This window comes from Flavobacterium sp. C3NV, from assembly GCF_046825355.2.
Classification (GTDB): domain Bacteria; phylum Bacteroidota; class Bacteroidia; order Flavobacteriales; family Flavobacteriaceae; genus Flavobacterium.
The window spans coordinates 293,906-318,717 of the sequence record NZ_JBKQBJ020000001.1; the positions used below are offsets into that span (position 1 = coordinate 293,906).

20 protein-coding genes are annotated in these 24,812 nt (G+C 35.9%); 13 read left to right on the forward strand and 7 right to left on the reverse strand.

What is annotated here, in order from left to right:
* The first annotated feature begins 297 nt into the window (after positions 1 to 297).
* Together ACIDC4_RS01210 and ACIDC4_RS01215 are read left to right on the forward strand one after the other, a co-directional pair.
* Entirely contained in the window at positions 298 to 1,134 is an 837-nt protein-coding gene (locus ACIDC4_RS01210; RefSeq protein WP_412043290.1) for a sulfite exporter TauE/SafE family protein, read from the forward strand.
* 4 nt (positions 1,135 to 1,138) lie between these two features.
* Positions 1,139 to 1,528: a DUF1634 domain-containing protein gene (locus tag ACIDC4_RS01215; RefSeq protein ID WP_412043291.1), complete on the forward strand. Its 390-nt coding sequence runs from the start codon at positions 1,139 to 1,141 to the stop codon at positions 1,526 to 1,528.
* 188 nt (positions 1,529 to 1,716) lie between these two features.
* Here ACIDC4_RS01215 and ACIDC4_RS01220 read toward each other — a convergent pair whose 3' ends face one another.
* On the reverse strand, positions 1,717 to 3,132 hold the full coding sequence (locus tag ACIDC4_RS01220; protein WP_412043292.1) for an aminotransferase-like domain-containing protein: 1,416 nt from the start codon (positions 3,130 to 3,132) through the stop codon (positions 1,717 to 1,719).
* A gap of 61 nt (positions 3,133 to 3,193) precedes the next feature.
* Positions 3,194 to 3,577 (reverse strand): hypothetical protein, encoded by a 384-nt coding sequence (locus tag ACIDC4_RS01225; RefSeq protein ID WP_412043293.1) that lies wholly within the window; start codon positions 3,575 to 3,577, stop codon positions 3,194 to 3,196.
* 321 nt (positions 3,578 to 3,898) lie between these two features.
* On the opposite strand from ACIDC4_RS01225, the gene ACIDC4_RS01230 reads away from it, so the two are divergent.
* Positions 3,899 to 4,921, forward strand: coding sequence for an LLM class flavin-dependent oxidoreductase (locus ACIDC4_RS01230; protein WP_412043376.1), 1,023 nt, complete (start codon positions 3,899 to 3,901; stop codon positions 4,919 to 4,921).
* 382 nt (positions 4,922 to 5,303) lie between these two features.
* Here ACIDC4_RS01230 and ACIDC4_RS01235 read toward each other — a convergent pair whose 3' ends face one another.
* On the reverse strand, positions 5,304 to 7,694 hold the full coding sequence (locus ACIDC4_RS01235) for a TonB-dependent siderophore receptor (protein ID WP_412043294.1): 2,391 nt from the start codon (positions 7,692 to 7,694) through the stop codon (positions 5,304 to 5,306).
* 303 nt (positions 7,695 to 7,997) lie between these two features.
* Here ACIDC4_RS01235 and ACIDC4_RS01240 point away from each other — a divergent pair, with 303 nt between their 5' ends.
* Positions 7,998 to 9,278, forward strand: coding sequence for an acetyl-CoA C-acetyltransferase (locus tag ACIDC4_RS01240; RefSeq protein ID WP_412043295.1), 1,281 nt, complete (start codon positions 7,998 to 8,000; stop codon positions 9,276 to 9,278).
* A gap of 204 nt (positions 9,279 to 9,482) precedes the next feature.
* Here ACIDC4_RS01240 and ACIDC4_RS01245 read toward each other — a convergent pair whose 3' ends face one another.
* Positions 9,483 to 10,106, reverse strand: a complete 624-nt coding sequence (locus ACIDC4_RS01245) for an FMN-dependent NADH-azoreductase (RefSeq protein ID WP_412043377.1) — start codon at positions 10,104 to 10,106, stop codon at positions 9,483 to 9,485.
* 83 nt (positions 10,107 to 10,189) lie between these two features.
* Between ACIDC4_RS01245 and ACIDC4_RS01250 the strand changes: the two genes are divergently transcribed.
* The 4 genes from ACIDC4_RS01250 to ACIDC4_RS01265 all read left to right on the forward strand — a co-directional run bounded on the left by ACIDC4_RS01250 (position 10,190) and on the right by ACIDC4_RS01265 (position 17,537).
* Positions 10,190 to 10,567, forward strand: coding sequence for a winged helix-turn-helix transcriptional regulator (locus ACIDC4_RS01250; RefSeq protein ID WP_412043296.1), 378 nt, complete (start codon positions 10,190 to 10,192; stop codon positions 10,565 to 10,567).
* Between the two features lie 531 nt (positions 10,568 to 11,098).
* Positions 11,099 to 14,020: a PQQ-dependent sugar dehydrogenase gene (locus ACIDC4_RS01255; protein WP_412043297.1), complete on the forward strand. Its 2,922-nt coding sequence runs from the start codon at positions 11,099 to 11,101 to the stop codon at positions 14,018 to 14,020.
* Between the two features lie 842 nt (positions 14,021 to 14,862).
* Entirely contained in the window at positions 14,863 to 16,773 is a 1,911-nt protein-coding gene (locus ACIDC4_RS01260; RefSeq protein ID WP_412043298.1) for a fumarate reductase/succinate dehydrogenase flavoprotein subunit, read from the forward strand.
* A gap of 17 nt (positions 16,774 to 16,790) precedes the next feature.
* Complete coding sequence (locus tag ACIDC4_RS01265; protein WP_412043299.1) at positions 16,791 to 17,537, forward strand: succinate dehydrogenase/fumarate reductase iron-sulfur subunit; 747 nt, start codon at positions 16,791 to 16,793, stop codon at positions 17,535 to 17,537.
* A gap of 173 nt (positions 17,538 to 17,710) precedes the next feature.
* On the opposite strand, the gene ACIDC4_RS01270 is transcribed toward ACIDC4_RS01265, so the two are convergent.
* Together ACIDC4_RS01270 and ACIDC4_RS01275 are read right to left on the reverse strand one after the other, a co-directional pair.
* The gene (locus ACIDC4_RS01270; RefSeq protein ID WP_412043300.1) at positions 17,711 to 19,042 is read right to left on the reverse strand and encodes a S41 family peptidase; all 1,332 of its coding nucleotides are present in this window, start codon (positions 19,040 to 19,042) and stop codon (positions 17,711 to 17,713) included.
* A 3-nt stretch (positions 19,043 to 19,045) separates the two neighbouring features.
* Positions 19,046 to 19,486, reverse strand: a complete 441-nt coding sequence (locus tag ACIDC4_RS01275) for a MarR family winged helix-turn-helix transcriptional regulator (protein WP_488381122.1) — start codon at positions 19,484 to 19,486, stop codon at positions 19,046 to 19,048.
* A 301-nt stretch (positions 19,487 to 19,787) separates the two neighbouring features.
* Here ACIDC4_RS01275 and ACIDC4_RS01280 point away from each other — a divergent pair, with 301 nt between their 5' ends.
* Both ACIDC4_RS01280 and ACIDC4_RS01285 read left to right on the forward strand, forming a co-directional pair.
* Positions 19,788 to 20,642, forward strand: a complete 855-nt coding sequence (locus ACIDC4_RS01280) for a helix-turn-helix domain-containing protein (protein ID WP_412043302.1) — start codon at positions 19,788 to 19,790, stop codon at positions 20,640 to 20,642.
* Positions 20,643 to 20,751: 109 nt separating this feature from the next.
* Positions 20,752 to 21,030 (forward strand): hypothetical protein, encoded by a 279-nt coding sequence (locus ACIDC4_RS01285; RefSeq protein WP_412043303.1) that lies wholly within the window; start codon positions 20,752 to 20,754, stop codon positions 21,028 to 21,030.
* Positions 21,031 to 21,234: 204 nt separating this feature from the next.
* Here the strand turns inward: ACIDC4_RS01285 and ACIDC4_RS01290 are convergent, their stop codons facing one another.
* Positions 21,235 to 21,984 carry a 4-hydroxy-tetrahydrodipicolinate reductase gene (locus ACIDC4_RS01290; protein WP_412043304.1) on the reverse strand — a complete coding sequence of 250 codons (750 nt, stop codon included), beginning with the start codon at positions 21,982 to 21,984 and terminating at the stop codon, positions 21,235 to 21,237.
* A gap of 679 nt (positions 21,985 to 22,663) precedes the next feature.
* Here ACIDC4_RS01290 and ACIDC4_RS01295 point away from each other — a divergent pair.
* The 3 genes from ACIDC4_RS01295 to ACIDC4_RS01305 all read left to right on the forward strand — a co-directional run bounded on the left by ACIDC4_RS01295 (position 22,664) and on the right by ACIDC4_RS01305 (position 24,789).
* A complete protein-coding gene (locus tag ACIDC4_RS01295; RefSeq protein ID WP_230037633.1) occupies positions 22,664 to 23,098 on the forward strand; it encodes a DUF1810 domain-containing protein in 435 nt (144 codons plus the stop codon).
* Between the two features lie 148 nt (positions 23,099 to 23,246).
* Positions 23,247 to 23,597 carry a hypothetical protein gene (locus ACIDC4_RS01300; protein ID WP_412043305.1) on the forward strand — a complete coding sequence of 117 codons (351 nt, stop codon included), beginning with the start codon at positions 23,247 to 23,249 and terminating at the stop codon, positions 23,595 to 23,597.
* A 496-nt stretch (positions 23,598 to 24,093) separates the two neighbouring features.
* Positions 24,094 to 24,789 carry an ABC transporter ATP-binding protein gene (locus tag ACIDC4_RS01305; protein WP_412043306.1) on the forward strand — a complete coding sequence of 232 codons (696 nt, stop codon included), beginning with the start codon at positions 24,094 to 24,096 and terminating at the stop codon, positions 24,787 to 24,789.
* The last annotated feature ends 23 nt before the right edge of the window (positions 24,790 to 24,812 follow it).

Consider the following 24,812-nt stretch of genomic DNA (forward strand, 5'->3'; position numbering starts at 1 on the left):
GGAAAACAAACGATATGTTAATCTTAAATTGTCTTATGAAAAGGATTGCTTCGCCAGTTCGCACTTTCAGGCTCGGGTGCGGGATCAGCTCCTCAAAAAATAAAAATGACAAAATTGTGCATAGTTGCAGAAACTCTTAGAAATTTAAAAACAAAACCAAATACCATATCTCATTAATTAACAGTATTTTACACTGACACAAATTAAAGACTCCTCATTTTTAAGGTATATTTAAGTTCCTAAATCCGTCCTGAACAAATATCAATTCGTAAATTAGCACCAACAAAATTTATCCGAATGACAGTACTTACATTTACCCTGATTATGATTCTTGGTGCTTTTTTAGCAGGTTTTATTGGCTCATTATCAGGCTTGGGTGGCGGAATCATCATTATTCCCCTTTTAACAGTCATTCTTGGCGTCGACATTCATTATGCAATTGGTGCAGCTTTGGTTTCTGTAATCGCAACTTCCTCGGGTTCAGCTGCAGCATATGTCAGGGAAGGAATCACGAATATGCGACTGGGAATTTTTCTCGAAATTGCCACAACAATTGGAGCCGTTTGCGGAGCTTTACTTTCGACCATCGCGCCTACTTCATTCATAGCCGTATTATTCGGACTTACTTTAATTTTCTCGGCTATAAATTCACTTCGAAAAAAGGAAGAACATATTGTTTTAGAATCAAGTCCTTTGGCTAAAAAACTAAAACTGGAAGGAACTTATCCAACTCATGACGGGCAAGTGGTACATTACGGGACCAAAAACGTAGTGGGCGGTTTTGGAATGATGGGAATCGCCGGTATGATGTCAGGTTTATTAGGTATTGGTTCCGGTGCTTTTAAAGTTATTGCAATGGACAATATCATGAGAATCCCCTTTAAGGTTTCTACCACAACGAGTAATTTTATGATGGGTGTTACCGCAATGGCGAGTTCAGTAATCTATATACAAAAAGGATATATCGAACCTGGAATTTGCATGCCAGTGGTTATTGGTGTTTTGTTTGGCGCTATGGCAGGAGCAAAAGTACTGGTAAAAACCAACCCTAAAAAACTAAGAATCTTTTTTGCGTGCCTGATTTTTGTGCTTGCAGTAAACATGATATACAACGGACTTAATGGAAAAATCTAAGACAATGCAACACGAAAAATTTGGAGAAAAAGATTTTCAAACCATTATTGGAAACTTATTGCGCTACGGTGTCTGGATCTCATTATCGGTGGCTTTTATTGGCGGAATAGTTTATTTGATGAGACACAGCAACGATATCGAAAACTATTCTGTTTTTAAAGAAAACGACCGTAATATATTCGAAGTAATTGCAGCCATCTATAATGGCGCTATTCAGGGAAATGGAGAATCGTTAATCTTCGTTGGGATCATCTTACTTTTCCTTACGCCTGTATTACGAGTTTTACTATCGCTGTTTTCTTTTCTTTTAGAGAAAGATTATCTGTATGTCGTAATTACATTAATCGTTATTGTAATCATTCTGATCAGTGTTTCTTTTGGATTTTCCCATTAGATAACAATCGATTTTTTTTTATTAAACATATAGAAACTGTTATGTGTAAATAAAGAATTCAAAAAAAAAGAAACCCATTTATTTCACATAACTGTCTGGCTAGCTATGTGAATTTAAAATAAGTGAAACGCCTTTTTATAAGTTTACAAGAGCTATGTTTCTATGTGTTTAAAAAGAATCGCAGTTCGTTAAAGACTATTTTTTACTAATTGTCCTAATCGTTTTAGATCCAGTTCTACTTTTTCCTTCCATTCGAGACCAAAATTAAGACGCATACAATTATGGTATTGATCATGTTGCGTAAAAATTCTGCCTGGAGCAAAACCTATTTTTTGCTGAATTGCAGTATCATATAAAACAGCCGTATCAATACTTTTATCCAGTTCAAGCCAAAGAAAAGAACCTCCCTGCGGTTGCGAAATTTTAGTGTTTTCAGGGAAATGATCCTCAATGGTACGTTGAAAATGCAGCGAATTAGTATATAATGTACTTCTTAAATTCCTTAAATGGTGATCGTATCTTCCGTGTTCTAAGAAATCGGCAATTACTTCCTGATACAACGAAGGCATACAAACCGTCTGAGCCATTTTTTGCCTGATAATTTTATCTTTGAATTTTCCCGGTGCCACCCAGCCTACCCGATATCCCGGCGCCAAAGTTTTAGAAACTGATCCGCACCACATCACAATTCCGGCTTCGTCGTAGTACTTGCAAGGTTTTGGCCTAACGGTTCCAAAAAACAGATTGCCATACAAATCATCTTCAATCAAAGGAATATTATGATGCGTAAGCATTTTTACCAATTCCTTTTTATGTTCATCGGGCATTAAACTTCCTAAAGGATTACTGAAATTGCTCATAAAACAGCAAACATCTACTTTATGAATCACCTTCTTTAAAGCTTCTAAATCTACTCCTGTCGTAGGATGCGTAGGCAATTCGATAATGTTAAGTCCCATATTTTGGGCAATCTGAATAATTCCAAAATAAACCGGACTTTCAATCGCAATAGTATCACCGCGTTTGGTAACGGCCATTAAACAATTAAAAATCGCATTCATAGCTCCCGACGTGGTTACGAAATCATCTTCTGTCAATTTCCCTTCCAGAACAATCGCCCATTTTGCTACATTTCGTCTCAAATTGGCGCTTCCCTGAACAGGTTCATAACTTGTTCCGCTTTCTGCCAGATTGCGTACCACTTTTGCAAGACCTTTATTAAGCTTGGCAATGGGCAACAAACTCGGATCCGGAACTCCAATCGAAAATCGGGTGATGTCTTTATCGCTCAAACTATCAAAAACCTTGGTGATTAAATCCTCAGAAGTTGTTTTTTGTTCTGATAATTTCAGCTTGTTCATGGAAGGAATCAGCAGTTTTCTATTCGAAGTTTTACTAACATAAAACCCTGATTTTGGTCGGGATTCTATCAACGATTTGCTCTCTAATTCTAAAAATGCCTGTTTTATGGTATTCATACTTACATTATGCAATTTCTGAAAAGCACGAATCGACGGAAGTTTATCTCCAATTTTTAAAGTTTCGGAGAAAATCTGTTCCTGAATTGTATTTGCAATTTTTTGATATAAAACCTCTCTTGCCATTTTCTAATCGTTATCTGTGTCCTGTAAATTTACTAAAATTTAATCTGTATCCTTTGTTGTATTAATTACAAACATTTAGCCAGTTGAATAATTTTTCGGCAGCATTCTGAATTTTATTGATGCGTGTTTCAGGATCTTTAAATGCAGTAAAAAAAGTATTTTGGGCATGAAATTTTAAATCCTTTTCTATCTCAATACTATAAAATTCCTGCTCCCAGTACGATTTAATTTCCGGTTTTCCTGCTTTATCAATCAATACAAAAGCATAACCAATTACACGATTATCAAAAGAGGCAATACTTAAGGGAAGACCAAAATCATCAGATGATTTTATGAATTTGCTTTTGGTATCGTTCACCTTACTTTGGTAAATATTTACCACAGATTTTAAAGACGATATATTGATTGAATCAAATTGAATGTTGGCTGTTTTCGTGGTATCCATTGCTGTAGTTGTTTAATTTCTTAACAAAATTAGGAGGTAAAACAGATCAGATACAGATACAAAAATCATTTAATTTCAGGGTACAGATAACAAAATAATTATAGGCTTAAAATTCTAACTCGCAGATAAGTTTAAAATAACACGAATTTCACGAATTTGCACAAATTATAACTGGTTAGCCCTAAGTTTGTGAAATTAATTTCACAAACCAATTCGTGAAAATTCGTGAAATTCGTGTTCAAAATTATTCGTGTCTGGACGGTAGCTCTTAGAAGTTTTTTTGATAACAGAAAAAATAAATTTTAATATCTTTACTAGATGATAGAAATTGGTATAGACAGTTTTGCTTCGGCGATGTACGGAGACAACAACACTTTGAGTAGTGTCGATGCGATGGAACAATTATTACAAAGAATCGAGTTGGCTGATCAGGCCGGACTTGACGTTTTTGGAATTGGAGAGCATCATAAAAAGGAGTTTTTAGATTCGGCTACAGCCGTAATATTAGGCGCTGCTGCCGCGCGAACAAAACGCATCAGGTTAGCAAGCGCTGTTTCGGTTTTAAGTGCCGCTGATCCCGTTCGATTGTATCAAAATTTCTCTACGCTGGATCTAATATCAAAAGGTCGAGCCGAAATAGTTGTAGGCCGCGGATCTGCTATTGAAGCCTATCCGCTTTTTGGTTATAGTCTCAATGATTATGACGCTCTTTTTAGCGAGAAACTAGATCTTCTTTTACAAATTAGAGATAATGAATTTATTACCTGGTCCGGAAAATTTCGTCCGGCTTTGAATAATCTGCCGGTATATCCCAGAGCTTTACAGGAAAAATTGCCTATTTGGTTAGGCGTTGGCGGAACTCCGGAATCTTTTGTACGCGCAGGATCTTTGGGCTTACCGTTGATGGTTGCCGTAATTGGCGGACAAACATACCGTTTTAAACCTTTGGTAGATTTGTACCGCGAAGCTGGAAAAGCCGCAGGTTACAAACCCGAAGAACTAAAAGTAGGTTTGCATTCGCCAGGTTTTGTGGGAAGCACAACGGCAAAAGCCATCGAAGAATATTACCCGGGTTACGCCGAACTTTGGACAAAACTAGGAAGAGAACGCGGTTGGCCGCCCGTAACCAAAGACAAATTTGACGGACTTATTGATGATCTTGGTGTTCTCATAGTTGGAGATCCTGAACGTGCTGCCGAGAAAATCTTAAGCCACAGCGAATCTCTTGGCGGAATCTCAAGATTTACATTCCAAATGGATAATGCAGGACTTACACACACGCAATTAATGAACGCTATAGAACTTATAGGATCTAAAGTAATTCCATTAATTCATAAAGGATAAATACGCGAATTTTGGCCCACGGATGAAACGGGTTAAACGGATTAACACGGATTTTTATTTTAAAATTCTTAATGAAAATGCTTTATAAATAGCCCACAGATAACACGGGTTAAGCGGATTTAGACGGATTTTTTTTTTTTAAATAATATAAAAAAAATCCGTGTAAACCTGTTTAAACCAGTAACATCCGTGGGCTAAATGGCGCATGCATTAAAAAAAACCTGCGAAAACCCGGTTAACCCGTTTCATCCGTGGGCCAAAAAACATTAAAACATAAAAAAAGCATCCGCCATAACGACGGATGCTTTTTGTTTTTAGCTAAAGATCGGCAAAATAAAAACCAGTGTTAATCGGTTTCACCTTACAATCCGTGGGCTAAAAATTAGAATTTATAAGTTACACCAACTCTAAAGTTTCTTGGTGCTTCTGTTTGCCAGTAATAAGCTTCAAGCCACTCATAATAAGAACCGCTGTAAAGATATTTATCCAAAATATTAAATACGTTGGCCGTAATTTTTATTTTTCCTGTTTCATAAGATAAACCTCCATCAAGTTTAAAATAGTCCGGTAATCTTTCTGATGCTACACTCCAGGTATCTGTTTCACGACCTGCAAGATAAGTACCTCCAATAGAAGCGCCTAATCCTTTTAGTTTTCCGTTTTGAACCGTGTAATTTAACCATGCATTGGCTGTATGTTTAGAGTATCCCGGAACAACAGAACCTTCTTTAATAGTTGTAACATCTGAATCTAGTACAATAGATTCTGTAAAAGCATAATTGGCAATTAAATTAAGACCATCAAAGATTTTTCCTCTAAGGTCAAATTCAATACCCTGAGCTCTTTTTTCTCCAAGAACAACACTATATTGTTGACCACCCGGAATATTATTCGGGTCAGAAGTAAGCTCATTTTTCTTTAAAATATTGTAAGCAGATAAACTGGTATTCCAGGAACCATCAAACCAATCTTTTTTGATACCAAATTCAATATTATTTCCTGTAAGTGGTTTTATCTGGCCTTCTTTAACAATACCTGACTGTGGTGTAAAAGCCTGATCGTATAATCCGTAAACCGCCAAATCATCTGTTACAGAAAAACTAACCCCTACACGTGGTGTAATATGGCTGTCTTCCTGTGTTTCTCCAAAACTTGACTGAGTAATCCAGGTATATCTTGCAGCAAGAGTCAATCTTAATCTGTTTTCAAGAAAACCAAGTTCATCCTGAATATATGCTGCTGCATATTCTGAAGTTATTTTTCCGCCAGCTCTTGCTGAAAGCGGCGTTGTACGATCAAAAGCAGGCATACCGTTTACTGGTGGTCCGTAATTTGGATTATACACATTAAAAGGATTTGCTGGAGTATCAAGATTATGAGATTGTCCCCAATCTGCCATATAATCTTTACTTCCTAAATCTACACCACCCAATACTTTATGGGTAACTGGTCCTGTAGTGAATTTTCCGTTTACAAAAATCTGACCTAAGTACATATTGCTTTCTGCATCCCAAATACTAACATTTCTTATAATGTTGCCTACTCCAAGTGCATTTTGTTCAGAACCTACAGCACTTGGCCATGAACTATATCCTTCTTGCAGATATTTAAAATAAGAAGTCTGTGCCGTCAGTTTCCAGTTGTCATCAAACTTATGCTCAAACATAAAGTATCCGCTATGATCCTGAATTTTAGTATCCGGCAAACCTGGTTGCGTCATAGTAAAATCAACTGGTAAAGTTGCATATCCCTGAGATTTAGGCCCAAAAACATAATAAGAACCAACCTCGGTCATGTTCGCATACTGAAAATTATATTCAGCCGTAATTTTTGTTTTATCATCAATTTGATACGTAATCACCGGAGCAATTACATAACGGTCATTGTGCTCGTATGCTCTGTGTGAACCTTTATTTTGTGCCGCTGCATTAAAACGGTACAATAATTTTCCTTTTTTATCCAGTTTCCCGTCAAGATCAATACTTGCACGGTAAAAATCATAACTTCCAGCAATTACCGAAGCTTCACCTTTAGTAATTCCGGTTGGTTTTTTAGTTACTACATTATAAAGTCCGCTTGGGTCGCCGCTCGAAAGCATAAATCCTGCCGGCCCTTTTACAAACTCAATATGATCTACAAAGCTCATGTCTTCTGTAAGAGGTCCCCATGAAGAAGAAACTACGTTAAAACCATTACGGAAAGCCTGAACCTGAGAACCACGCATTTTAATATTTGTGTATAAATCTCCCCAATGTTCTGAACGTACAGCACCACTCACGTTTCTGATCACTCCATCACTCATACTTGTAATTTGTTGGTCTTTTAAAGTCTGAGCGCTTATAATTTGAATGTTTTGCGGAATTTCAAGTACCGGAGTCTGAAGACGTAATGACAATGAAGGCTTGTCTTGTTTGTATTTATTTTTGGTAATTACTACTTCGTCAAGATCTTCCTGGCTTTCAGAAAGCATGAAGTTTTTAGTTACTGTTTGTTTTGCATTTACAGTAATTTGAGCTTCTACCGGATGGATACCCATAGCGTGAATACTAATCGTATAGGTAGCCGGCTTAACGTTTTTAATTTCGTATTGCCCATTTTCATTGGTAATGGCACTATGTCTTGTTCCCTTAAGAGCAACAGAAACACCTTCTGCCGGAACGTTTCCGCTTAAAGAAACTTTTCCTATTACTTTTCCTGCGTCCTGAGCCATCATTTGCAATGAGGTCAAAAACATCAGGCAAAACAATGCTCTTTTAATAGTCAATATGTTCATTTTGTATCTCGTTTTGATTTCGATGGCAAAAGTAATAGCTAAATCCTTCTTAACCAAAATTATTTTTAATTATTCTAAATAAGAACCTAAATTAACATTAAGGTTTTCTAAACAAGATTTTTAAATCATCATAAACATCTAATTTTCAAACACCTTAACTTTATACAATTATTTTAAAATTATTGATATAAAAATCGATTTCATCCAAACAACTATGTATTTTTCATTTAAAACATCAAAATTATCACCTACTCTGCTTATCTTTAATCTGGAAAACATCGTCCAAAAACAAAAATTTTAGCTATGAATACCACGCAAACCATTAGAAAAGTTGCCATTGTTGGATACAATAGAATTCCGTTTGCGAGAGCAAATACGGCCTACGCCGAAGTTGGAAATCAGCAAATGATGACGGCCGCACTTGACGGACTCATCGATAAATACAATCTAAAAGGAAAATTATTAGGAGAAGTTGCCGGAGGTGCAGTAATCAAACATACTTACGATAATAACTTGATTCGCGAATGTGTAATGAAAACATCGCTTGATCCTGCAACTCCCGCATGCGATTTGCAACAAGCCTGCGACACCGGAATAGAAAGTGCTATTTATATTGCCAACAAAATTGCTTTGGGACAAATAGAATCCGGAATTGCCGGCGGTGTAGATTCTATAAGTGATATGCCAATTGCGGTGAGCGAAAAGCTGAGAAAAATTTTACTGAATACCCGAAAAGCGAAATCATTAGGCGAAAAAATAAAACTCTTTTTACAATTACGCCCAAAAGATTTGACACCTCTTGTTCCCAGAAATGAAGAATCACAAACGGGACTTTCGATGGGCGGACATACTGAAATTACTGCCAAACATTATAAAATTTCGCGTGAAGATCAGGACAATCTGGCGCTTAAAAGTCATTTGAATATGGCAAAAGCCTACGACGAAGGTTTTTTTAATGATATGATTACTCCGTTTAACGGATTGGATAAAGACAATAATCTGAGAAAGGATAGTACAATTGAAAAATTGGCCAAATTAAATCCTGCTTTTGATAAAGTAAACGGAACACTTACGGCAGGAAATTCGACTCCGCTTACAGATGGTGCTTCCTGCATACTTTTAGCCAGCGAAGAATGGGCAAAGGAACAAGGTCTTCCTATTTTGGCCTACATTACTTTTGCCGAAATTGCTGCGATCGAATATGTCAAAAATCAACAAAACCTTTTGTTAGCACCTTTATTTGCTGCAAGCAGAATGTTGGACAAAGCCGGATTGACTTTGCAGGATTTTGATTATTATGAAATTCACGAAGCTTTTGCAGCTCAGGTTTTAGCCACTCTAAAAATTTGGGAAAGTCCTGAACTTAGTGCCCAATTAGGTTTAAAGAAAGCTCTTGGTGCCATTGACAGAAATAAACTCAATGTAAAAGGAAGCAGTCTTGCTGCCGCCCATCCCTTTGCCGCAACTGGAGGAAGAATTATTGGTGTAATGGCAAAATTATTAAACGAAAAAGGTTCCGGAAGAGGATTTATCTCTATTTGTGCAGCCGGAGGACAAGGTGTTACTATGATAATCGAAAAATAATAAGTGTTTTTAGCCACGAATTTCACTAATTTTCACGAATATTATACAGAAAGGTTTAAAAAATAATTCGCGGAAATTAGTGAAATTCGTGGCAAACACTCTTTTTACAAAATGATTTAAAACCCAACAGTCCTAAATCCTAAGGATCGAAAATGTCGGGTTTATGCATACGAAAATGTCCAACTCCCGTACTTTTATTTTCATTTAAAAAGCGAATTCTTCGACAGCAGCCAAAGCATTTGGTAAAGCACTATCTGCAAAATCAGGAATTGAAGTTCCTTCTACGCGAAAAGTAGTGACATCGGTTATGCCTAAAAAGCCCAAAACCACACGCAAATACGGTTCTGCAAAATCATAACTTTTATAAGGTCCGTCAGAAAATACAGCTCCTGAAGCAACAGATAAGAATACTTTTTTACCGCTTATTAATCCTTTTGGTCCATTCTCATCATAACTAAAAGTCTTTCCTGCTCTCGCTACCTGATCGATCCATCCTTTTAATAATGCCGGAATTCCAAAATTATACATGGGAACACCAATTACAATGATATCAGCTTCCAGTAAATCTGTTATTGCATCATCAGAAAGTTTAATAGATTCTGACTGATCCGTTGTATGCGCTTCCTCGGGAGTATAAAATGCACTAAGCTGCACTTCATTCAGATATGGTAACGGTGTTTTAGAAAGGTCAAAAGTTTTTACCTCGCTTGCAGGATATTCTTTTGTCAGTTTTTCCAGAACTGCGTTGGATAATTTATTACTAAATGAAGCATCACCTTTGATGCTTGTTATTATATTCAGAATCTTTTTTACTATTTGTTTTACGATACAAACTTATATACATTTGCTATCTCTTTTATAGTACTATCCTCAAGGATAGCGCTATCCTTGAGGATAGTAACACGAGAAATATGAAAACAAAGAGCGAAATAACAAAAGAAATGGGCTGTGCTGGCCAACCGGAAGAATGTCTTGCTGCACTCCTTCCCGTACGAGATGCATTAGAAGTTTTAAGCGGAAGATGGAAGTTGCCTATTCTGATTGCATTATCAAACAGACCCAAACGATTTAAAGAGATTTCTAAAGATATAAATGGAATTACAGATAAAATGCTTTCGAAAGAACTTAAAGACCTGGAGATAAACAAACTCGTTACCAGAACTGTTTATGATACTTTTCCGCCAACTGTTAAATATGCCAGAACAGAACACAGCCACACTTTGTATAATGTGATTGGAGCATTAAATGAATGGGGAACTTTGCATAGAAAAGAAATTATCGGGCATTAAAAAATAGAATACCCTGTTGGTAATCAAAATTTTATTAAACACTTAGAAGCATAGACTTTAGATTTAAAAAAGGATACAAAAGCTATGTTTCTAAGCGTTTAAATATTTTTTCACGCAGATTTTAAAAAGATCTGGGCAGATCTGCACAGATAATTATCTAAAATTAAATCTGCTATAATCTGCAAGATCTGCGTGCAAAGCGTTTTCTAAGCTTCTATATCTATCAAGATTATTATTTCATAACGATACGAAAAAGATTTGTATAAATGGAAAGCAATTCCATCAAAAAAGATAAATGAAGCTGCAGCTAAAATCTGTTAGAAAACACAAAATCATTACAGAAAATTCTGAACGTAGAAAAATTTATCAAACAATAATTTTAGCAAAAGAATACATCAAATCCTTACACAACAACCCAAAAACAATTAATAATCAATAAATTACACAACTAATTAATATTAGAATCTAAAATAATTATAAAGAAAAAGATTAAATTTGGTTACCCAAATTATAAATTCATTCTGAATAATTATGAAAAAAAATCTACTTAAAAAATTTAAAGAAAGGCAATTCCAGCATATATTTTATGCATTTTTTCTCTTTCTTTCATGGCAGGGACACTGCCAGTACATCACACAAAACGTTGCTCCCACAGCTGTAATTAAAGAAGGTTTAGCAATAGAACAAGCTCCAGACGGACGAATATTTATAGCCGAAAGGGCCGGTATTGTAAAAGTGTTTCAAAACAATGCCGTTTCAACCGTATTTACAGTGACCACTATTACAGATAAAGAACAAGGATTACTCGGTTTAACGCTACATCCTGATTTTACGACAAACGGTTATATGTATGTGTTTTATGCCATTGTTGATGGCGCAATAATCCGACACCGAATAGAAAGAGTTCAAATTAATAATGCAAATCAGGTGGTGAGCAGACAGGAAATCTTGCTGTTAGAACCCGTTGGGGACGGATTTCATAATGGTGGGGACTTAAAATTCTTTAACGGATATTTGTACGTAACCGTTGGAGACAGTCAGTTAAACACCAATGCTCAGAATCTTGATACCTACAAAGGAAAAATCCTCCGCCTTACCGAAGATGGACTGCCTGCGCCCGGAAATCCTTTCTACGGAAGTGGATCTGTACAAAAACAAAGCATCTGGGTTTATGGTTTTAGAAATCCGTGGAGGCTGGTTGCCAATAAAACAGCCAATAAATTATTTGTTTTGGATGTTGGAACTTCATGGGAAGAAATCAATGAAATCAGTAATCCCACTATTCGTAACTACGCCTGGGGACATCCGCAGGGTGGTGACGGAAAACAAACTGAGATTAATTTATTTACCAACCCCATATTTACATATGCCACCGGAAGTATCGGGAACGCTTTGACCAATGGTCTTCTCTACAACCCTACTACACCACGTTATCCTAATCTTGAAGGCAAATTTATTATTAAGGATTATGTTCGAAATGAAATTCGTTCTTTCGATCCCAATATTGCTGATCCGGTTTCGACCGAATTTTATTTCGCACCACAAAAACAAGCCCTTGGAATGATGTTAGGGAATGATGGCTATATTTACTATTGTGCTTACGAAAATAACGGAGCTTTAATCAAACTTGATTATATCGCCACGGCAGCTCCTACGATCGTAAATCATCCGTTATCTCAAACGATCATGCAAACTACGCCTGTTACTTTTACGGTTTCGGCAAGTGGCGTGGGACTTGGTTATCAATGGCAATTTAATAATGCAGATATTCCCGGAGCAACTGCTGCAAGCTATACGATTCCTGCTGTTGTACCGGCAAATGCAGGCGCTTACAGAGTTATCGTTACCAATACTGCCGGAAGCGCCACGAGTAATCCGGCGACATTAACGGTAACACCTTTTAACAATACACCAACCGTTACAATCGTTTCTCCGTTACCAACCTTAAAATGGAATGCTGAGGATATCGTTCATTTTGAAGCAACAGCAACAGATATCGAAGACGGAGCATTACCGGCAACCGCTTATTCCTGGAATATTGATCTTTTTCACGAAGATGTTCCCGGAGCAGGACATTCACATCCTGGCGGAAGTCCGCAAGGCGTAAAATCAGGCGATTTTACAGCCTCTAATCAAGGCGAAAAAACACCAAATGTTTGGTACCGATTTACTGTAAAAGTAACCGATAGCAACGGCTTGACAGGAACTGCTTTTGTAGATATTAAACCTAATTTAGTTGATGTAACCGTAACGAGTTCACCCGCTTTACTGGCTTTAGAATTCAATCAAAAACCAGTTACAGCGCCCGCAACAAAACAAGTTGTAGCAAATGCTGCCGTACAAACCTTAAATGCCCCTACTCCACAATACATTGGAAACATTAGATATGATTTTGACCATTGGAACCATGGCGGAGCTGCCAACCAGACTTTTAAAGCTCCTGTAACCGGAACGATAACTTATACAGCCGTTTACACTGCGACAACACTGCCTAATGCTCCATATTTAGGAGTTATTGCACAGATTCCGGGAGTTATTGAAGCCGAAAATTATGATATTGGCCCGGGCGCTTATTTTGACAGTAATGGCGGCGGAGATACGGCTTACAGACCTGGCGATGGTGTAGGAACTGAAGTTTGTAATGAAGGTGGTTTTAATCTTTCTTACGTAGCCAAAAATGAGTGGCTGAAATACACTGCAAAAGTAAACACGACCGGAAACTATAATATCAATTTAAGAATTGCATCACCTTATGCCAACCGAAAAGTACGTCTTGAAGTCGACGGCGTTAATGTCACAGGAACAGTAAATATTCCTAATACAACAGGTTTTCAAAATTGGCAAACCGTTACAATTCCCAATATTGCTTTAACACAGGGCACTAGAGTTATTACTTTATTTTTTGAAGAAGGCGACATCAACGTTAATAAAATGGAATTTGTACTCACCGGAAGTACAACGGCTCCAATTGCTGATTATGAGGTAAGTCCACAAATGGGATGTCTTAATGCGCCAGTTCTTTTTACCTCTGTTTCTATAGGTACGGTCGATAATTATCTTTGGAGTTTTGGTGAAGGTGCACAACCCGCAACCGCAACAGGAGCTGGTCCTCATACCGTAATTTATGGTACCGAAGGAATAAAAGCTGTTTCATTAACCGTAAGCAATACCATTGGAAGTAATACCAAAAACAACTCCCCTTTTACGGTACATAACTGTAATCTGGGCGTTGAAAACCCGAGTGAAGAATGGAGTAAAATCAGTGTTTATCCAAATCCTTCAACTGGTTTATTTCATTTATCGAAAGAACTGGAGTGGAGTGTTTATTCGCCTTTAGGCATCAAAATAAAACAAGGATCAGGAAATACAATCTCTATTTCTGAACATCCAACAGGAATTTATTTTGTAAAAACAAACGCTGCTACTAAGGCTATTTCGATTAGTAAACAGTAATAATTTCCCTTTTGGGACAATCATCTTAAGCACATAGATTCTGATTTTTAAAATTAGATCTATGTGCTTTTTTTCACAAAGATTGAGCAGGTATTTTATAATGTCTTTTATCCCCATAACCCAATGTCCTTAAGTTAAGGAAAAATCTATAAAATCATTTAACCATTTAATCAGGAAAGCAATTAGAAAAATCCGTTTTTATCCGCGTTTTCGCTTTAGCGAATCAGTAAAATCAGCGTCTATTTTTGACGCGGATAAGACAGATTTACTTCGTAAAAACGCGGATAAAAACGGATTTGATTTGCAGTAATTTTATTTTCTAAGAGCTTAACTTAATGACATTACCCATAACACAATGTCATTAAGTTAAGGAAAAATCTATAAAATCATTTAACCATTTAATTAGAAAAATCCGTTTTATCAGCGTTTTCGCTTTAGCGAATCAGTAAAATCAGCGTCTATTTTTGACGCGGGTAAGACAGATTTACTTCGTAAAAACGCGGATAAAAACGGATTTGATTTGCAGTAATTTTATTTTCTAAAAGCCTAACTTAATGACATTGCTCAAACCGTCGGCATAAAGATATCTATTGTTCTCACATAACCTAGTGATTGTACTATGCGATAATATTTCAAGTGAAACGCCTTTTAGCATCCCTAAAAGCTATGTCTCTATGTGTTTAATATTTTTTCACGCAGATTTAGCAGATTTTATTTTTTAATCTATTTGATTTTTTAATCTGTAGATTTCTCCAAATCCTTCTGGTTTTCTACTCCAAAAGTCAATATTTTGTAGTAAATTACAGCTTCTTAAAGATCCATTTCATTTTAAATAAATAAAAATGATAGACTCCAAAATACCGGAAGGTCCATTAACCGAAAAATGGAATAATTATAAAGCGAAAGCAAAACTTGTAAATCCGGCCAACAGAAAAAAACTCAATATCATAGTGGTAGGAACTGGTCTTGCAGGTGCTTCATGTGCGGCGTCGTTAGCAGAACAAGGTTATAATATTCAATCGTTTTGTTTTCAGGATTCGGCCAGAAGAGCCCATTCTGTTGCGGCGCAAGGCGGTGTAAATGCTGCAAAAAACTACAAAAATGATGGAGACAGCACCTACAGAATGTTCTACGACACCATAAAAGGCGGCGATTTCAGATCCCGTGAAGCCAATGTTTACCGTCTCGCGGAATGTTCAGCAGCTCTGATAGATCATGCCGTGGCGCAAGGCGTGCCGTTTGCCAGAGAATATGCCGGATATCTGAATAACAGATCTTTTGGAGGTGTTCAGGTTTCCAGAACGTTTTATGCCCGCGGACAAACCGGACAGCAGCTTTTATTGGGTGCTTATCAGGGTTTATTACGTCAGGTTTCTTTAGGAAAAGTAGCTTTGCATACCCGTCACGAAATGCTGGAATTGGTTGTAATTGATGGAAAAGCAAAAGGAATCATTGCCAGAAATCTGGAAACCGGAGAACTCGAACGTCACGTTGCAGATGCTGTAGTTTTAGCGTCAGGAGGTTATGGTAAAGTCTATTATCTTTCTACTTTGGCAATGGGCTGCAACAGTTCGGCCATTTGGCGAGCACATAAAAAAGGCGCTTATATGGCAGGTGTGAGCTGGATTCAGTTTCACCCTACTTCACTCCCACAACACGGAGAAAATCAATCTAAACTTACGTTGATGTCGGAATCGCTTCGTAACGACGGACGAATCTGGGTACCTAAAAAAGCTCAGGACGACAGAAATCCTAATACAATTCCGGAAGACGAACGCGACTATTACCTGGAACGTAAATATCCTTCTTTTGGGAATTTGGCTCCGCGCGATATTTCGTCAAGAGCAGCAAAAGAACAAATCGATGCCGGACATGGCGTTGGCCCTATGAAAAATGCAATATATCTTGACTTTTCGGCTGCGATTAAAGCGCAGGGAAAAGAGAGTATCGAAGCCAAATACAGCAATCTTTTTGCAATGTACGAGAAAATCACCGGAATCAACGCTTACAAAGAACCGATGTTAATTTCACCCTCAGCACATTTTACGATGGGTGGTCTTTGGGTCGATTATGAATTAATGACCAGTATTCCTGGTTTATTTGCATTGGGAGAAGCCAATTTTGCCGATCATGGCGCGAACAGACTGGGGGCAAATTCCTTGCTTCAGGCTTGCGTTGATGGTTATTTTATTGCGCCATACACAATTCCGAATTATTTGGCTGGTGAATTAAACACTCCAAAATTAAATATCAATCATCCTGCTTTTGATGAAGCTGAAAATGCTGTCAGAACTCAACTTGATAAATTTTTAAATAGCAATGGAACGCTTTCAACAGATTACTTCCATAAAAAAATTGGCCGATTATTATATGAAAAATGCGGACTTTCCAGAAGTAAAGAAAAACTCGAAGAAGCCTTAAATGAAATCCAATTACTAAAAGCATCTTTTGAAAAAGACCTCTTAATTACTGGCGATGATACTTTAAACAGCGAACTCGAAAAAGCCGGACGCATTGCAGATTATATCGAACTGGCCGAATTAATGTGCCATGACGCTCTGCAAAGAGAAGAATCCTGCGGGGCACACTTTCGTGAAGAATACCAAACTCCAGATGGTGAAGCAGTTCGAAATGACGAAGACTTTTGTTATGTCTCGGCCTGGGAATGGAAAGGAAAAGATCAGCAACCGGAATTGCACAAAGAGCCTTTGGTATTCGAATCGGTTGAACTGGCAGTTAGAAGTTACAAATAAATCAAAAGCATCAGAATATGAAACTATATCTTAAAATATGGAGACAACTTAACGCTTCCGCGAAAGGAGAAATGATAAATTATGAAATTGACGGGGTTTCTGAACATATGTCTTTTCTGGAAATGCTCGATCTTTTGAACGAATCTTTAATTCAGAAAAAGGAACGTGTGATAGAATTTGACCATGATTGCCGAGAAGGAATCTGTGGCCAATGTGGCGTTGTCATTAATGGAAGAGCGCACGGACCTTTAAAAAATACGACAACCTGCCAGCTTCATATGCGAAGTTTTAAAGATGGAGATACTATTTATATTGAACCTTTTCGTGCCAAAGCATTTCCGGTTTTAAGAGATTTAAAAATCGATCGTTCTGCTTTTGATCTTATTATTGAGGCTGGCGGTTTTATTGGCGCTTCGACAGGTCAGGCTCCCGAAGCCAATAGCATCCCAATATCTTACGAAACTGCAGAAGCTTCTTTTGATGCTGCGGCCTGTATTGGTTGTGGAGCTTGCGTAGCGACTTGTAAAAATGCCAGTGCTGCTTTGTTTGTTGGTGCGAAAATAACACATTTGGCTTTGCTTCCGCAAGGAAAAATCGAAGCATCAAAAAGAGTTTTAACGATGGTGGACCAAATGGATGCAGCAGGTTTTGGAAATTGCTCGAATACCGGAGCATGCGAAATCGAATGTCCGCAAGGGATTTCGATCCTTTCAATTGCTAAAATGAATGCGGAATATAGTAAAGCTTTGATTTTTAAGAAGTGATTTACATGATAAATCCGTAAAGTTTTGAATAGCCTCCAGCTTTAGCTGGAGTTTAACAGAGTCTATTTGAAAGGCTTTAGCCAAATGCAGTATTTTGGCTAAAGCCTTTTTGATAATTATTTAATTACCTCCAGCTAAAGCTGGAGTCTATTCAATAAAAATGAAATTAACCTTTACTCTTTTTTATAAAACTTCTCCTGCCCGTCCTGATAGATTCTTTTAAATCCTGTTACAACATTATTTTCTGAAACAATTTTTATGCGGAATTCATCTATTCCATCAAGCAAAAATAAATCCTGTTCCAGCGGAATCAATAGCAAAGTGGCAATATTATTCCATTTGTAATATAAATTATCATTTTCATATTTCAGTTCAACTTTGCCATATTTACCTTGGTAAGACTTTAAAATTGCAGCATCAACATTGGCCTTTTTTTGTCTGTTTTTAACGATAGGAACATACCAATCAAGATGGTTTGATAATTCTTTGTTTTTTGCCGAAAGCTTTTGCAAAGCCAATATGTGAGAGGTATTTACCGCTTCTTCGCTTTTGCATAAAACATCAGGCGTAACCCCTTTTCCTTCAAAATCTGTATTCGTAATAGGATCTTTTACTTCTCCAAAAGGAATATTCACTGAAAAGCCATTTGGTAATATCTTTCGATCAATCGGATGCGCACCACCGGCTGTTTTTTCGCCCACAATCGTAACACGTTTTAAATTTTGGAGCGAATAACTCATCCATTCAGCAGCAGAAAAAGTAGTGTTACTTGTTAGGATATAAATGTCAACATCCTCCATACGTTTTCCCGGTACAGATGGCAATAACCACATTTCTCTTTCGACTTTTTTTCTGTTTTTGTCATTAGTGTAATATTTATAAAGAGGCAATTCTTTACCTGAATAAAAATAACTGCTTAAAAATTGTCCCATTTCCATTGCTCCGCCATTGTTTTGACGTAAATCGATAATTAGCGCATCAGTACTGCTTAAAAATTGCATCGTCGCTGCTGCAGTTTCACTTCCTATTGCAGGATCTTCAAAATAATCAAACTTTAAGTAGCCGATATTTCCTTCTAAAATTCGTGCTTGCTGAAAACCGAAATTTTTCTTTTTGGCTTCAGCCAATTCCTCTGCTTTAATTTTTTTCTGTACCTCTTTATCTCCTTTTTTTAGCTGATCTTTTGTCCATTCCGGATCATATCGTACTGCAAAATGTAAGTCTTTACTAGCCTCTACAAGATCTGAACTTAGTTTACCCGCAAAATCATTTGGTTTTACAAGATCTTTATAAAGCCCTTTTTTATAATTCTCATTCAGTTTCTTTTTAATATCTCCAACGGCATTTGGTCGTATATAGAATTCTTCAAGTTGTTGAGCCAATGAATCAATAATTTGTTTTTTATTTAATTCAGTAAGCTTAACTTCTTCTTTTTGAACTGGCTGATTTTGGGCATAGGAACCCATTGAAAATATTAGAAAAAATAAGGTAAATAGGTGTTTCATTTTTTATGAAGTTTTACAGTTTAAAATTATTTTGTTTAAGATTTTATCTAATAACTGGATTTCGTCAGGAGATAATCCGTCAAGCGCAGTTTTTCTATTGAGCTTAAAAACAGGAGTCAGTAAGACAATTGTTTTATGACCTTTTTCAGTGATTTCAAGTTTGGTTTTTCTTTTATCCAGTTCATCTGTTGCTCTGGTCAGATAATCTTTTTTAACCATCAATTCGATGATTCTGGTTACTGAGGCATTATCCTTAAAAATTAATCTGGCCATCTCTATCTGAGAAATTTTTGCATTATCATTTAAGATAATTAATACCAAACATTGATCGACTGTAATATCACTCACAACCTTTTGAATGTTTTTTTGACAAACTTTCCTGTATTCTTTAATGGCTTGTTCTATGGTGTAGAGAACCGTTCCGGTTGGCGTTTTCTGACTCATATTATAATTTATTTGATACATCAAAGATAATTATTTATTTGATATATCAAATAAATTTAAATTAATTATCATTCGAATCAAATTAGCGCATACAATAAACCCGACAGATTTTAAAAACCTGTCGGGTTTGAATATTAAAGGAAATAAAGTTTTTTATTGTAATTGAAATTGACAAGATTATTTTAAACCTTATTAAAAAAACTTTGTGCCTTCGTTCCCGATAAACATCGTGATTGCGAGATTAAATGCTAAGTTTTTTAATCGGGATAACTATCTTTACAATACTTTCAAATCTTTACTTATGCATTCAAAAAAAGATATTCCTGTATATAATTTAGAAACGTTTTCTAAACGGGGAATCTTTATTAGAAATATGTCCGGGAACATTGCTAGTACTCGTGTTAAACAAGCGCATAGAGACGAAAATTATATTTTTATTTTTCAGGAAAGCGGAACGAGTTCTTTGATGATTGATTTTAAAGAAATTAAACTTGATAACCGTGTTGCATGTTGTATTTTCCCCGGGCAAGTGCATTATGAGATTTCTAATTTTGAATCGAAAGGATATCTTATCGCTTTAGATAGTGATTTGGTTCCTGATTATGTTCGCAATATTTTTGACCAGTTGTATAGCATAAATATTACTTGTGAATTTGATGATGGCTGGGCAATGAAAATAAAAAACACTATTCAACTACTGGAATTAATGATCCTAAATCCTCAATCTGAGGAATATGATTTTAATATTATAAAATTCCTTGCTAATGCATTAGTGAATTTATTTGCTGGAACATTTGACCAAAAATTTCAGAAAAACGAAAACTCTGATCATTCTGAAACACTGACATATCAATTCAAAAAGTTATTGCAAAAGGAATTCAGAACTATAAAAAGTCCAAAGGATTATGCCGGCAAACTTAATATATCGGCTGCGTATCTTAATCAGGTGGTAAAAAAGAATACGGGAATGCCTCTTAGTTACTGGATTCAGCAGGAAATAATTCTTGAAGCAAAACGATTACTGTTCTTTACAACTTATACAGTTAAAGAAATTGCCTTTAATCTGGGTTATGAAGATCCTGCCTATTTTTCAAGATTGTTTTTAAAATTAACCGGTCTCACTCCTCTTTCCTTTAGGGAAAATAGTAGAAAATAGAAGTAATTATTGATTCGAACTACAAATTGTCCAATCAAAACCTTATTTATGATATTGCAGACCATTCTGCCTAATCATTTCTTTGCAGTCAATTATAATCACAAAGGAAATGAATATCAAAAACAAACAATTAATAAAAGATACATTTACGCAGGTAGTAGAAAGAACTATAGTAGACGAAAAAATTATTGCCGATTTTTTTCATTCGAAATATCAGCAAAATGTTGATGGCGTACAACTTGATTATTCAGGTTTTATTCAGCATATGAAAGCGCAAAAAAGTATTATTAGTAACATCACTGTGAATTCAGGAATATTGTTGCAGAAGATGAACTTGTTTTTACCAATCATGACGTTATCGTCACAAAAAATGATGGCAATATTATAAAAATTCATGTATTAGGAGAATTTAGAATCGCTGAGGGAAAAATTATAAGTTGCGATGAATTAACCCGACTTGAGCAAGGTGCTCCTGAAGATCATAATATTGGCTCGATGACCGAATAAAACAGAAATAATTAAATCAAATCGGAATAATTAGTGCTATTCCGATTTGATCATTTTTATAATTTATTTTGAGATTAATCAAGATCTAAACTGCAAAATAAGGAGTCAGAATATCTTCAAAATTGTATAATCCTTTTTGTTTGTGTTCTAAATTTTCAGCTACAAATACAACTCCGTTTCCAAAAGCTTCTCTCGAAATAGATTCATGAATCAATCGAACTGTTTGATACGGAAAACCAAAGATGACCTCATGTTTCCCTACGATTCCTCCTGCCCTGACAGAATTGATATTTTCTTTATCAATATCTAAAGCTTCTGCAATTTTAACCGCCGTTCCGGATGTTCCTTGTTTCATTTTAAAATGCTCTTCATTGACTTGGATATCCACCCACGGCGCAATTTTCTTTAAAAATTTTGCAGCAAAAAGTAAATAATTCACTCCAAGTGTAATATTCGGCGACCAAAATACGGTAGTTTTATGGGCTAGTTTTTTTAATAATTGCAATTCTTTGTCTTTATAATGTGAGATGGCCGAAATAATTTTAATGTTTCTGCTTGCGGCAAGTTCTCCATACGTATAAATCCCTTCATTAGACGAAAAATCAATAATAACATTAACCGGATGTTTGTCTAACAACTCTTCCATCGTAGTTTTTGAACTGGAATAGATTAGTCCGGGTTCGTCTGACTGAATTCCAAAAAATTCGGGCACTGATCTGTGTTCTAAAACAGTACTTTGTCTTAAAACCCATTCCAGGCAAAATTTCTTGTTTTCAAGTAGTATTGATGCTACTGATTTTCCAGTTTTTCCAAATCCGATTAATCCTATTTTCATATTTTATTTTTTTATTGGACAGAACGCCCGTTACAGAAATTGACATTTTTTGCAACTAATGTCAAATCAAAAAATCCATTATTATCTAAGCAGATAATAATACTCTATGAGTAAAAATAGAAATATTATAACAAGATTTCTAACCATTTCCCGGATATATAACAAAAAACAGCTTTGTTAACAGGAATAATAATGTGAAAACATTTTATATAATTAGAAGTTTAGTATTATTCGATTTTTCTTAACCGCGAAGGTCGCAAAGGTTTTTCGCAAAGATCGCAAGGTTTTATTTTGCCACAGATTAAAGGATTAAAATGATTTAAAATCAAAATCAAAACTTTGCGACTCTGCTGCCGATAGCTATCGGAATTGCGCGATTATTTTAAAGCTACTTTTATATACACCTACAATTTCACGCAAAGACGCAAAGGCGCCAAGTTAAAAACTTAAAAGAATCAAATAAAAACCCTGCGCCTTTGCGCCTTTGCGCGAGATTATTTTCTTTACTTCTAAAACAAATATTGCTCTCCAACCAGCCAAAATTTCCGATAAATACTACAGATAATTTCCCGCTTAATATATAGAAAAAAAAGAGACGTAAAAAAACTTTCAGAATACTTAACTCTATTTATTTTCAGTAGTTTTACGACCTGATTGCCCCAAACAAAATCAGTAAATAATGGCTTACAATAATAAAGAATTGGTTCGTTTTCTTGACGCGCAAAATAAATTATACCTGTCTGCACTTTCAGAAATAAAAAAAGGAAAGAAAGAATCTCCGTGGATGTGGTTTATTTTTCCGCAGATAAAAGGACTTGGGTCTTGTGATACTTCGAAATTCTACGAAATTAAAAATGCCGATGAAGCAATCGCTTTTCTTGAGCATCCAATTCTGGGAAAACACCTTATCGAAATTACTGCCGAATTAATCAAAACAGGTGAAAAAACGGCTGAAGATATTTTTGGAAATCCTGATAACGAAAAATTACAATCGTGTATGACTTTGTTTGCCAGCGTTCAGAATTCTGAACCGATATTCGAGGAAGTATTAGATAAATATTTCGACGGTTCTTCTGATTTTCATACACTTCAATTGTTGTACAGCAATTTTTAAGAAGTAGCATTTACTATGTTCAGTTTCTATTTTTAAAATTAATATTGAATTCCGGTACTTTTTTAATTAAGATATCTATCTTTGCAACCGAGTTGCGTTAGTTAAAAACTCATGTACTCGCCATAAACAGAGGATTTCCAAAACAAGAATGAAAAAGAAAATTGTCTTAATTAATCTTTTTATGTCTTTGACTGTATTGTTCGCAATGCTGTTTCAGACTGTGCATTCTTATGAGCATGTTTACAAGCAACTAACAGAGAAACCTTGTGATCATCAATATGTTGAGGGGCAAAAACAGATCACACACAGCCATACTGTTGATAGTAATTGCCACGTTTGCCACTTTGCTTTTAGTACCTTTATTCCCAACGCATTTCAAGCTTTATCTTTTCACAAGATAAATACTGAAACTACTTATGTATTCTTTTATACAAAAATCGCTTCAACTTTCTTTAAAGGCAGTCTTTTTGCCCTTAGAGCACCTCCTGCCCTAATTTAGTTTACTACATTTTATTCGAAAAATTAAGAATACTTCTTACGGATCAACACACATTTTAGCTTTAGAATTAAGCATTTAAGAGTGATAAAGAATGCAATATTCTCTTTTTATTATTTCAATAATAGCCTAAGATTTCAATCTTGGGATAAGTTATTGACAATGAAATCTCATATTGAAAAATTCATATTGAAATGTGATAATAAAGGTGATAATAAAGGTGATAATAAATGCGCCCCAACGGTTGAAACCGTTGGCTATGTTTTTGCACTTTATTAAGATTAGCTGCTCATTCTTATTTAAAAATACTAATATTTCTTTCTACAGAAACCGTAGTAAACTATCCCTATCGTCACAATCAAAACTGTGACTGCGACTCTCAATAACTGCGACTGAGACCGAGACTGAGACTGCGACTGAGACTGAGACTGAGACTGAGACTGCGACTGAAAACCGCGACTAAAAAACAAAATTAAATCACTCCAAATACATAAAAACTATGCTTATAGCTGAAAACCTGACCAAGAAATATGGCCATCATACTGCTTTGAACAAATTGAATTTAACCATTAAAGAAGGTGAAATCTTTGCGCTTTTAGGTCAGAATGGTGCCGGAAAAACGACAACAATTAATCTCTTTCTTGGTTTTATTGAGCCAACAGAAGGAGAATTGAAAATCAACAATATCTCGGTTAAAGAAAATGCTCAGGAAACCAAAAAATATGTTGCATATATTCCTGAAACTGTAATGTTATATCCTAATCTTACCGGTTTAGAAAACCTGAAGTTCTTCTCGTCTCTTGCCGGATTTAAATATTCTACAGGCGAACTGACTTATTTCCTGACTAAAGCAGGTTTACAAGTCACAGCTCACGAACAAAATCTTGGCGGATATTCTAAAGGAATGCGTCAAAAAGTAGGTATTGCCATTGCCATTGCCAAAAAAGCAAAAGTATTGTTGCTGGATGAACCTACGAGTGGATTAGATCCAAAAGCTTCAAACGAATTTTCGCAAATCCTGAAAGAACTTTCTGCAGACGGAACGGCAATTTTGATGGCTACACACGATATTTTCAGAGCCAGAGAAGTGGCTTCACATATTGGGATCATGAAACAAGGCAATCTGGTAACAGTTATTGAAGCTGATAAAATATCGGCAAATGAACTGGAAGATTTGTATTTACAAACGGTATAAAAAAGGAAGTATAATTTCCATTA